This window comes from Streptomyces sp. SID9727 (genome assembly GCF_010550605.1).
GTDB lineage: Bacteria > Actinomycetota > Actinomycetes > Streptomycetales > Streptomycetaceae > Streptomyces.
The window spans coordinates 1-9798 of the sequence record NZ_JAAGNI010000028.1 but is presented as its reverse complement, the minus strand read 5'-3'; the positions used below and the strand labels follow the sequence as shown (position 1 = coordinate 9798).

Annotated in this window: 12 protein-coding genes; 4 read left to right on the top strand and 8 right to left on the bottom strand. The window is 75.1% G+C overall.

Annotated elements, in window-relative coordinates:
• The 4 genes from G3I41_RS01670 to G3I41_RS01655 form a co-directional block, all read right to left on the bottom strand.
• Positions 1 to 658: condensation domain-containing protein (locus G3I41_RS01670; RefSeq protein WP_343242033.1), on the bottom strand; the 658-nt coding region annotated here is incomplete at its 3' end.
• Between the two features lie 35 nt (positions 659 to 693).
• Positions 694 to 957 (bottom strand): phosphopantetheine-binding protein, encoded by a 264-nt coding sequence (locus G3I41_RS01665; RefSeq protein ID WP_343242032.1) that lies wholly within the window; start codon positions 955 to 957, stop codon positions 694 to 696.
• Positions 954 to 1736, bottom strand: coding sequence for an alpha/beta fold hydrolase (locus G3I41_RS01660; protein ID WP_164398509.1), 783 nt, complete (start codon positions 1734 to 1736; stop codon positions 954 to 956). Before G3I41_RS01660 ends, G3I41_RS01665 begins: the two co-directional genes overlap by 4 nt.
• A gap of 4 nt (positions 1737 to 1740) precedes the next feature.
• The gene (locus tag G3I41_RS01655) at positions 1741 to 3390 is read right to left on the bottom strand and encodes a condensation domain-containing protein (RefSeq protein ID WP_164398508.1); all 1650 of its coding nucleotides are present in this window, start codon (positions 3388 to 3390) and stop codon (positions 1741 to 1743) included.
• A gap of 220 nt (positions 3391 to 3610) precedes the next feature.
• Here G3I41_RS01655 and G3I41_RS01650 point away from each other — a divergent pair, with 220 nt between their 5' ends.
• A complete protein-coding gene (locus G3I41_RS01650) occupies positions 3611 to 4918 on the top strand; it encodes an MFS transporter (protein WP_164398507.1) in 1308 nt (435 codons plus the stop codon).
• Between the two features lie 18 nt (positions 4919 to 4936).
• Here the strand turns inward: G3I41_RS01650 and G3I41_RS01645 are convergent, their stop codons facing one another.
• A complete protein-coding gene (locus tag G3I41_RS01645) occupies positions 4937 to 5482 on the bottom strand; it encodes a GNAT family N-acetyltransferase (RefSeq protein ID WP_164398506.1) in 546 nt (181 codons plus the stop codon).
• 109 nt (positions 5483 to 5591) lie between these two features.
• Between G3I41_RS01645 and G3I41_RS01640 the strand changes: the two genes are divergently transcribed.
• Positions 5592 to 6149 carry a hypothetical protein gene (locus G3I41_RS01640; RefSeq protein WP_239081440.1) on the top strand — a complete coding sequence of 186 codons (558 nt, stop codon included), beginning with the start codon at positions 5592 to 5594 and terminating at the stop codon, positions 6147 to 6149.
• Between the two features lie 10 nt (positions 6150 to 6159).
• On the opposite strand, the gene G3I41_RS01635 is transcribed toward G3I41_RS01640, so the two are convergent.
• The 3 genes from G3I41_RS01635 to G3I41_RS01625 form a co-directional block, all read right to left on the bottom strand.
• A complete protein-coding gene (locus tag G3I41_RS01635) occupies positions 6160 to 6753 on the bottom strand; it encodes a TetR/AcrR family transcriptional regulator (protein WP_164398505.1) in 594 nt (197 codons plus the stop codon).
• Positions 6741 to 7478, bottom strand: a complete 738-nt coding sequence (locus G3I41_RS01630; RefSeq protein ID WP_164398504.1) for an enoyl-CoA hydratase family protein — start codon at positions 7476 to 7478, stop codon at positions 6741 to 6743. Before G3I41_RS01630 ends, G3I41_RS01635 begins: the two co-directional genes overlap by 13 nt.
• Positions 7479 to 7641: 163 nt before the next feature.
• Positions 7642 to 8535: a helix-turn-helix transcriptional regulator gene (locus G3I41_RS01625; RefSeq protein WP_164398503.1), complete on the bottom strand. Its 894-nt coding sequence runs from the start codon at positions 8533 to 8535 to the stop codon at positions 7642 to 7644.
• A 158-nt stretch (positions 8536 to 8693) separates the two neighbouring features.
• Here G3I41_RS01625 and G3I41_RS01620 point away from each other — a divergent pair, with 158 nt between their 5' ends.
• Together G3I41_RS01620 and G3I41_RS01615 are read left to right on the top strand one after the other, a co-directional pair.
• Positions 8694 to 9479, top strand: coding sequence for an SDR family oxidoreductase (locus G3I41_RS01620; protein ID WP_164398502.1), 786 nt, complete (start codon positions 8694 to 8696; stop codon positions 9477 to 9479).
• A gap of 53 nt (positions 9480 to 9532) precedes the next feature.
• On the top strand, positions 9533 to 9754 hold the full coding sequence (locus G3I41_RS01615) for a 4-oxalocrotonate tautomerase family protein (RefSeq protein WP_164398501.1): 222 nt from the start codon (positions 9533 to 9535) through the stop codon (positions 9752 to 9754).
• Positions 9755 to 9798 lie beyond the last annotated feature (44 nt).

The following is a 9798-nucleotide window of genomic DNA, read 5'->3' as shown; positions in this document are numbered from 1 at the left end:
CCCCGGCCGCGTCGGCGCCGGGCGCGACGAGGGTGGGCTCCCCGAGCCCGGCCAGCGCCTCGGCCCAGGCGTCCTCGGACGCGGCCCGGTCCTGCCCGGCGAGCCAGGAGAGGTACCGGGCGAAGGGGACCGCGGGCGGCAGCGCACCGCCGTCGCCCCCGGCCGCGTACAGCACCAGCAGGTCGCGCAGCACGATCTGGAACGACCAGGCATCGAGCAGGATGTGATGGTACGTCAGCACCATCACGTGCTCGTCGTCGGCGAGCCGGGCCAGGGTGAAGCGGATCAGCGGCGGGCGGCCCATGTCGAAGCCCCGGGCCCGGTCGTCGGCCTGGTAGCGGATGAGCCGGTCGCGCTGCTCGTCCGCCGGGAGCGCGCGCAGGTCGAGGTCCGTCCAGGGCACCGCGGCCCGCCGCCGCACCAGCTGGACGGGCTCGCCCGTCTTCCGCTGCTGGAAGCCCGCCCGCAGCACCGGATGCCGTTCCAGGAGCGCCCCGCACGCGGCCCGCAGCCGGTCCGCGTCGAGCGCGCCGCTCAGCCCGAAGGCGACCTGGATCGTGTAGACGTCGACGCCCTCCTCGTCGTACAGGGCGTGGAAGAGCATCCCTTCCTGCAACGGCGACAGGGGCAGGGCCGCTTCGAGAGGAGACGGCTTCACGTGGAGCCTCCGGCAGGAGAGGGCGGGCGGGATGGTCAGGCGGCGGAGCGCGACGGCTTGGCCGCCACGAACGCGGTGATCGCGTCGACGGAGCAGAAGTGCACTTCGTCCAGCTCGTCGGTGCCGACCTGGACGCCGAACGCGCGCTCCACGTAGGTCACGAGCTGGATGGTGAACAGCGAGTTGGCGAGGCCCGCGCCGAAGATGTTGAGGTCGTCGGCGACGGGCGTCGCCAGCTCCTCGCTCAGATAGGCCCTCACCTGGGTACGGATGGCTTCGGTCTGCTCGGTCGTGGTCACCGTGGCGGTCCTTCCTGTGATGGGTGTACGGGAACCGGCAGGACGCCGGCCAGTGCGGCGACGGTCGCCGCCGGTTCGGACTGCGGGAAGCCGTGCCCGCCGGGCAGCAGCGTCGTGCTGTGCGCGCCGCCCGCGCACGCGCGCCACTCCTCGGTCAGGGCGGGCGGTGCGAGCGGGTCGTCCGCCCCGCCGAACACATGGAGCGGGCAGCCGACCCGTACCGGCCCGGCGGTCACGATCCGCTCGGCCAGCGCCAGGTCGGCGCGGACCGTGCGGAACACGTAGGCGGCGTACGCGCCGTGGCGCAGCAGCTCCGGCGGCAGCCCGCCGATCCGGGTCAGCCAGTCGGCCAGGCCCCGGTCGTCGTACTCCGCGACCGAAGCGCCGGGCGGGGTGTGCGGCGCCCGCGACCCGGACACGACGAGCGCGGCCGGTGCGGGCGCCCCCTCCCGGGCGGCCCGCACGGTCACCGCGTGGGCCAGCAGCGCGCCCAGGCTGTGGCCGAACAGGACGTACGGCACGTCGAGTTCGGGGCGCAGCCCGTCGAGCAGCCGGCGCGTCACGGTGTCCGGGTCCGGGGTGAGCGGCTCGGCGGTCCGGGGGCCCCGGCCCGGCAGCGTCACGGTGGCGATCTCGACGCCGGGCGGCAGATGGGGCCGCCAGGCGGTGAACGCGGCGGGCCCCGCGCCGGACTGCGGCAGGCAGACCACCCGCGTACGCGGCCGGTCCACGGCGCCGAACCGGCTGCCGATCCACGGGTTGTCCCCGGACGTGGTCATCGGATCAGGCCAGGTAGCCGGTGAGCCGGGCGAGCATGGCCTCGGCGAGCCGGTCGCAGAAGGCGCCGGACGTCCGGTCCGGGTGGTAGCCGATCACCAGCCGCCCGTGCGCCCCGGCGGCCGGCCAGACCTCGGCGTGCACCTCGCCGGAGACCCCCGGGTAGCGCGGCCGGAAGAACTGGGACGGCAGCCCCTTCAGGGCCAGTTCGCCGAGGCCGTTGTCCTGGAGCACGAACATCGTCTGGAACATCCGGTTGCGGTCCGTGGACTCCGTCTTCAGCTGGAGCCCGGCGATCTCCGAGATCGACAGGTCCTGTGCCGAGAACGCCTCCGCGACGGCCGCGGCGGTGGCGGCGACCGACGCGGCGGGCGAGGCGGCCGGGTCGGTCCTGGGCCGCAGCGGCAGGATGTCGATGAGGCAGCCCGCGGCCCGGCTGAGGACGGTGCTGCCGCGCCGGTTGACGGGCGTGCCGACACCGAAGTCGTGGTCGCCGACGAGCTCCGCCATGGCCTGCCCGTACGCGCTCAGGTACACGGCGAACGGGCTGACCCCGTGGCGCTCCGCCAGCCCCTTGACCCCGTCGGCGAGCCCGGCGGGCAGCGGGAGGTCGATCATCCGGCAGGGCGTCCCGCGCGGCGCCTCCGCACCGCCCGGGTATGCCAGCGGGGTCATGCCGTTGATCGTGCGCCGCCAGTACTCGCGCTGGGCTTCGAGGTCCACGTACGGCAGGTGCGCCTCCAGCGCCTCGGCCACCTCGCGCGGCCCGGGGGCGGGCTCCAGGTCGGGCGTCCGGCCCTCGGCGTACGCGTTGTAGGCGGCCGACAGGTCGTGCGCCAGGACCTCGGACGAGCCGCCGTCGAACGCCACGTGGTGGACGGCGTACCCGAAGAGGGTGACGTGCGCCTGGCGCACCGCCACGAAGACCGGCCGCCACACGTCGCCGCGCACCAGCCGGAAGGGCTTGGCCAGTTCGCGCGCCAGGACGTCCTTCGCCTCCTCCTCGGTGTCCGCGAGGAACGCGCCGAGCGGCGGGGCGGGCAGGTCGGCGGGGCGTACGTAGGGCTGTTCCTGGAAGAGGTACTCGGCGCTCAGATAGCGGTGCCGGCGGTGCAGGTACTCCACGGCGGCGGCCAGCGCGGCCCGGTCCGGGCGGCCCTCGATGCGCCAGCAGCGCACCGAGTGCAGCGACAGGTCGTCGGGCTTGAAGACGTGCTTCATGAACATGAAGGTCTGCGTCGGCGACAGCGGGGCGCGGGCGTCGTCACCGGCCTCGGCGTCCCCGCCGGGTGCCGCGTGCGGCAGCCCGTCCGTGGCGTGGATCCACTGCGCGAGCCCGGCGGCGGTCCGCTGCCGGTAGATCTGCGAGATCGGCACCGGCCGCCCGAGCGCGTCGCCGAGCCGGGCGCAGATCCGGCCGATCTCCAGCGAGGTCACGCCCAGCGCGGTCAGTCCGGTGTCCCATGGCACGTCGTCGGCCGGCAGCCCGGTGACCCCGGCGAGCGCGGCGGCGACGGCCGCCCGGATCTCGGGCAGCCCCCTCCCCGCCGCGCCCCGGTCCCGCTCCGGGCGGCCGGGGTCACCGGCCGCCACCCCCTCCGCTGCGACGGTCGCCGCGAGCGGGACGACGGCGTGGGGGCCGGAGCTGGCGGGCATAGCGGGTCTCCTCTGTACGTCTGCCGGAGCGGGCCGGGGGCCGGTCCCCGGTGATCCTGCCAACGCCCGGGAACCGCTTCCAGGCAGGCACCCGGCAACTGACGGCACGCGCCGAACGGCCCGGTACTGCCGGTTCGTTGCCTGGCCGGAGGCATCACGCCCCGGCAGCATCGAATGGGACCAGTGCGCGAACCCCCGCCGCCGAAAGGAACCCCAGGGCATGCGACGTGACGGTACGGAGACGGGGCCGCCCCAGGACGGTCCGCCCGCCGGCGCCCGGGTCTCGCTGTGGCGCAACCGGGACTACGTCGGCTGGTGGGCGGGGCACGGCCTCTCCGCGCTCGGCACCAGCGTCTCGAACATCGCCTTCCCGCTGCTGATCCTGTACGCCACCGGATCGGTCGCCCGGGCCGGGGTGATCACCGCCGCCACGATGGTCGGCACCCTCGCGACCACGCTCGTCGGCGGCGCGCTCGCGGACCGCGTCTCCCGCCGGCTCATCCTGATCACCGGGCCCCTGGTGCAGGCGGCGGCGCTCGGCGCGGTCGCGTACGCCGTCCACCGGGGCGAGTTCGCGCTGTGGCTGCTGTCCGCCCTGGCCTGCGTGGCCGGTGCCGCGTCCGGCATCACCTCGGGCTCGACGATCCCCTCGCTGCGCCGGATCGTGCCGAAGGAGCAGATCGGGGAGGCCACCGCCCGCTCGATGGGCCGGGACATGGCGGCCCGGGTCATCGGCGCCCCGCTGGGCGGGCTGCTGTTCTCGGCGGCGCGCTGGGCACCCTTCCTGGCGGACGCGGTGTCGTTCCTCTTCGCGTCCCTGGGCGCCGCGCTCATCCGCCGCCCGCTCGGCCCGGACCGCGTGCCGGGGGCGGAGCGCCCCGGCATCGGCCGGGACGTGGCGGCCGGCTACCGCTTCGTCCGCGACCACGCCTATCTGCGGTTCACGGTGATCTGGGTGGCGCTGCTCAACGCGGTGGCCCAGGGCTTCTTCCTGCTGCTGATCGCCCTCGTGAAGCACCGGGGCGGCGACCCGCAGACCATCGGCTTCGTCAACGCGACGGCCCTGGTCGGCGGGGTCGTCGGCGCGGTGATCGGCCCGCTCCTGCTGGCCCGGATCCGCGCCCGGACCGCCCTGCTGGTCTCCGCCTGGGTCTTCGTGGAGTCCTTCGCCGTGGTGGCGCTGGTCCCCGAGCCCTGGCAGATCGGCGCGGTGCTGCTGGTGGCGACGGCGGCGATGGTCCCGCTGAACGTGATCCTTGAGTCGTACGAGGTCCGGCTCGTGCCCGACGAGTACAGCGGCCGGGTCTCCGCCGTGAGCCGCTTCGGCATGCAGGCCCTGCAGTGGACGGGTCCGCTGGCCGCCGGCTTCCTGGGCGACCGGTTCGGGGTGCAGGGCGCGGTGCTGGTCCTGATGGTGCTGATGGCCGCCCTGGCGGTCGCCCTGCACCTGACCCGCTCCCTGCGGGTGCTGGACGAGCCGGTGGACGCGGTGGCGGAACTTCCGGTGCCGGAGACCGCGGGCGTCTGAGGAGGAGGCGTGCGGGGCTCAGGCCCGGTCGAGCGCCCAGGTCTGGAGGGCGTACGGCCGCCCCTTCTCCTCGCCCTCGATGAGCGGTACGCCGAGCAGCCGGAAGCCGTTCGCGGCGGCGACGGCGACGCTGGCCGCGTTCTCCGCCTCCAGTTCCAGGATGACCCGGTCGACGCCCAGCTCCTCGAAGGCGTACGCGGCCATCACGCGCACCGCCCGCCCGGCGAGCCCCTGCCCGCGGTGGGCGGGGCCGACCGCGTAACCCAGCTCGGTGCCCTCGGGGGCGCGGCGCAGCATGACCTCGCCGAGCGGGGCGCCGCCTTCGAGCGTGATGGCGAGCAGGACCGCCGTACCGTCCGCCCGCAGCTGCCGGGCCTTCGCCAGCCGCGCGCGGGCGGCCTCCGCGTCGAAGGGCGAGACGATCGGCGTCCAGTACGCGATGTCCGGGTGGTCGAACAGCTCCGGCATGGCGTCGAGGTCGTCCTCGGTCCAGTCGCGCAGGACGAGCCCCTCACCCGTGAGTTCGACGTGCTCGGGGAACGGGGGCGTGGCGCTGCTGGTCATGGTGCGGACCCTATCCGGGCGTTCCCGGGACACCAAGCCGTTTCCCGCGCCACACTCTGGCTCCCGGACCGTGACAGACCGGTCCGAACCATGGGAAGCCGGGGTGCGCATGCGTGACGGGACACGGCAGTTGAGGAACATCGTCCGAAGACGGGACGCGCTCAGGTACGGGGGCATCGGCCTCATCACGGTCGCTCTGGCGGCCTGCGGCAGGAACAAGGGCTCCGACGGCGTGCCGGGCCGCCCGGCCACGAAGCCGACCGTGACCGGGGCCGCGCTCGAAGCGTTCGTGAGCGGCGCGTGGAAGCTCTCGTACGAGCCGCGGGGACAGGCCCACGACGCGTTCCGGCGGATCGAGATCAAGGGCCGCCGCTGGAGCGTGGACGGGGGCGACGAGACGGGCACCTTCGAGCTGGACGGCAGCGGGCTCGTGGTCCGGTTCGACGGCCGGGACACGGACAACGTGTGGGCGGCGTCCGGTCTGCCCGCGACGGTCGGCGACAAGGCGGCCGTCACGCTGCGGTGGGGCCTGAGCGCGGAGTCGGGCGAGGTGGACCCGGGCTCACCGGTGGACACCCGGCAGGACCCGCTGCCGGTGGTGTGGGACGGCAGGACGCTGACGATCCGGACCGATCACGGGCTGCGGATCACGGCCGTACGGGCCTGAGCCCCGCCCCTCACCCCAGGGCCGTGTCCAGCAGCGCCGCCCACTGGGCGACCACCTTGCGGCGGCGGGCGGTGTCGTCGGTGAGGACGTTGGCGAGGCCGAGCCCCCGGGCCATGTCCAGCAGCCCCTGCACGGTCTCCCGCACGCCGGGTTTCGCCTCGTCGGCGCGCAGGAGGTGGACGGCGATGCGGTGGGTCTCGCGGCCCACCCGGGCCTCCAGCTCCGTCACCCGGGGGCGCAGTTGCTCCTCGTTGGACGCGGCGACCCAGAGCTGGAGGGCGGCGCGGAAGAGGGGCCCGGTGTAGAGGTCGACCAGGGCGGCGACGACGGCGGCGCGGTCCTGGTCGGGGACGGCGCGCAGGGCGGCGGAGCGTTCCTCGGCGACGTATTCGACGGCGGCGGTGAACAGGTCCTCGCGGGTGGGGAAGTGGTGCTGGGCCGCGCCCCGCGAGACCCCGGCCCGTTCCGCGACGACGGCGACGGTGGACCCGGCCCAGCCGTGTTCGGCGAGGCAGGCCACCGCGGCTTCCAGGAGGCGGCGGCGGGTGGCGCGGCTGCGGTCCTGTTTGGGGCCCGGGCCGGCGCCCGGTGTCACAACGCCCATGCGGGATCCCGTCGTTCGAGGAAGGCCGTCATCCCCTCCCGGGCCTCGTCGGAGGCGAAGAGCCGTGCGGAGCGGGCGATGAGGTCGTCGGCGTGCTGGTCGAAACTCTGGAGCACAGTAGCCGTGACCAGCGCCTTGGACTCCGCCAGCCCCTGCGGCGAGGCCCGCCGCAGCCCGTCGAGTACGGGGACGAGCGCGTCGTCCACGTCCTCGGCGGCCAGCGTGACCAGCCCGATGCGCGCGGCCTCCGCCGCGTCGAACCGCTCGCCGGTCAGGTAGTAGCGGGCGGCGGCGCGCGGGTCGATGCGCGGGAGCAGCGGCATCGAGATCACGGCGGGCGCGAGTCCGAGCCGCGACTCGGTGAGCGCGAAGGTCGCCCCGGGCCCGGCGACGGAGATGTCGCACGCCGCGAGCAGCCCGAGCCCGCCGGCCCGGACGTGCCCGGTGACCCGGGCGACCACGGGCTTCGGCAGCGCGACGATCCGCCGCATCAGGGCGACGAAGTCGTGCGGGTCGGCCGGGGCGCGCAGGTCGGCGCCCGCGCAGAAGGTGGTGCCGGTGTGGGTGAGCACGACGGCCCGCACGGAGTCGTCGGCCGCGCACCCGTCGAGCGCGTCCGCCAGCGCGGCGACGAGCCCGGCGCTGAGGGCGTTGCGGTGGGCGGGCGCGTCGAGCGTGAGGGTGGTGACGCCGCGCACGTGGGCGGGCGGTGCGAGCGGGCTCATCCGCGTGATCTCCTTCTCTGCCGGCCGTCGCGTCGAGCGTGGCAGCGGGGACGAGAACAATCAAGCGCGCTTGCATGATTTTATGAGGCGGGGCGGGGCGGGGCGAGGCTCGGTGGGGCCGAGGGGCCGCGTACGGCCGGTCGCGCTCACGAGCCCGCCTCGCTCACGAGTCCCCCGCGGACAGCCTCTCCGGTGCCGGGTCCTCCGCGGCGGTCAGCTCCTGGGTCCCCACGACGGACAGCAGTTCCAGCTGCTCGGCCGCCGCGCTTCCGGGCGGGGCGGTGAACCACAGCAGCCGTTGCCGTCCGTCCTCGCTGAGGAGGTTGTGGCAGTCGAGCTCGATGACCCCGAGCAGGGGGTGGACGATCCTCTTGTGGTCCATCCGGCGCACCGCGACGTCATGGGTGTCCCAGAGGTCCGCGAACTCCTGACTGCGCCGGCGCAGCGCGGCGACCATCCGCGCGACCTCCGCGTCCCGGCCGCGCCGGGCCGCCGCCGCCTGGAGGTCGGCCACGAACACCCGGGAGTGGTGGGGGTGGTCCTCGGGCGGGTGCATGTCACGGGCCCGAGGGTCGGTGAACCAGCGGTACACGAGGCTCGCCGCCGGACCGCGGCGGGCCGGGGACCGGCCGAGCAGGGCCAGTGCCAGGCTGTTCTCCATCAGCGTCTCGTGCAGGTCGGTGATGACGCGCGCGGGGGTGTTGGAGAGCCGGTCCAGGAGTCCGATGAGCGCGGGCTGCACGTGCGCCGACGCGCCGCCCGCGGGCGGTGGGACCGGTCGTTCGGCCAGGTGGAACAGGTGGTCGCGCTCGTCGCCGTTCAGGCGCAGGGCCCGGGCGAGGGCGGCCAGCGTCTGCGCCGAGGGCTGCACACCGTTCTTCGCGCTCCCGCGTTCCAGCTCGGTGTAGTAGTCGGCCGACAGCCCCGCCAACTGCGCGACCTCCTCGCGACGCAACCCGGGGACGCGTCGGCGCGGGCCGTGGGGGAGGCCGACCTCGGCGGGGCGGATGCGGTCGCGGCGGGTCCGGAGGAAGGCACCGAGCTCTGGAAGGTTCACCGCTCCATGCTCGCTCGTACGGCGCGGCGGAGCCAGGGGGTGGCGTCCCCCGGGTAGACGCAGCCCTGGCTGGGGCCGGGGAACCGGCCGATCGTTGGGGACACCGCCGGACGACGGCCGGGCCGCGGCCCGGCCCCCACCTCCCAGAGGAGTCAGTCATGCCCCTCCCCGCTTCCCCCGACGGGACCGCCGCCCCGGAGCAGCGGCCCTCCGCCCCACCCCGTGTCGCGATCGTCACCGGGGGCTCGCGCGGCATCGGCCGCGGGACCGCCGGCCGGCTGGCCGCCGACGGGTACGCCGTCGTGGTCGGTTACGCGGGCGGCCGGGACGCGGCCGAAGCCGCCGTCGAGGAGGTCGTCACCGTCGGCGGCCGGGCCGTCGCGGTGCGCGCGGACGTCGCCGACGAACACGCGGTCGCCGCCCTGTTCGACGCGGCGGAGGCCGAGTTCGGCGGTGTCGACGTCGTCGTGCACGCGGCGGGGCGGATGCACCTGGCGCCGATCGCCGACATGGACCTGGCCGTTCTGGACGACCTGCACCGCACCAACATCCGCGGCACGTTCGTCGTCGTCCAGCAGGCCGCCCGCCGGGTGCGCCCCGGCGGCGCGATCGTGACGTTCTCCACCTCGGTGCTGGGGCTGGCCTTCCCGCGCTACGGCGCCTACGCCGCCAGCAAGGGCGCGGTCGAGGCGCTGACGATGATCCTGGCCCGGGAGCTGCGGGGCCGGGACGTCACCGCCAACACCGTCGCGCCCGGGCCCACGGCCACCGATCTGTTCCTGGACGGCAAGGACGAGGAGACCGTCGCCCGCCTGGCCGCCCAGCCTCCGCTGGAGCGCCTCGCCACCCCGGCCGACATCGCCGAGGTCGTCGCGTTCCTGGCCTCCCCCGCCGGCCACTGGGTCAACGGACAGGTCGTCCGCGCCAACGGCGGAATCGTCTGAACCACCCCCTGCCGTCCGCATCGCCCCACCGGAAAGAGAAGGAACAACCAGCCATGCCCTTCGCGAACTTCAAGGTCCCCGAGAAGACCCTCACGCCGAAGCAGAAGGAGGAGATCGTCGCCCGCACCACCGAACTGTTCGTCGAGATCTACGGCGAGCGCGCCCGCGCCAACACCATGGTCCTGGTCGAGGAGGTCGCCGACGGCGGCTGGGGCGTCTCCGGCAACGTGCTGACGCTCGCCGTGCTCGGCGGGGCGGCACCGGCCGACGCCTGACCGGCGCCGGCCGCCACCCGGGCCCCGCGGCCGTTCGCCGCGGG

Bases quoted from the DNA above. Each gene is read 5' to 3' on its own strand.
- G3I41_RS01660 (WP_164398509.1), bottom strand. From the start codon at position 1,736: ATGACCACGTCCGGGGACAACCCGTGGATCGGCAGCCGGTTCGGCGCC.
- G3I41_RS01655 (WP_164398508.1), bottom strand. From the start codon at position 3,390: ATGCCCGCCAGCTCCGGCCCCCACGCCGTCGTCCCGCTCGCGGCGACC.
- G3I41_RS01650 (WP_164398507.1), top strand. From the start codon at position 3,611: ATGCGACGTGACGGTACGGAGACGGGGCCGCCCCAGGACGGTCCGCCC.
- G3I41_RS01645 (WP_164398506.1), bottom strand. From the start codon at position 5,482: ATGACCAGCAGCGCCACGCCCCCGTTCCCCGAGCACGTCGAACTCACG.
- G3I41_RS01640 (WP_239081440.1), top strand. From the start codon at position 5,592: ATGCGTGACGGGACACGGCAGTTGAGGAACATCGTCCGAAGACGGGAC.
- G3I41_RS01635 (WP_164398505.1), bottom strand. From the start codon at position 6,753: ATGGGCGTTGTGACACCGGGCGCCGGCCCGGGCCCCAAACAGGACCGC.
- G3I41_RS01630 (WP_164398504.1), bottom strand. From the start codon at position 7,478: ATGAGCCCGCTCGCACCGCCCGCCCACGTGCGCGGCGTCACCACCCTC.
- G3I41_RS01620 (WP_164398502.1), top strand. From the start codon at position 8,694: ATGCCCCTCCCCGCTTCCCCCGACGGGACCGCCGCCCCGGAGCAGCGG.
- G3I41_RS01615 (WP_164398501.1), top strand. From the start codon at position 9,533: ATGCCCTTCGCGAACTTCAAGGTCCCCGAGAAGACCCTCACGCCGAAG.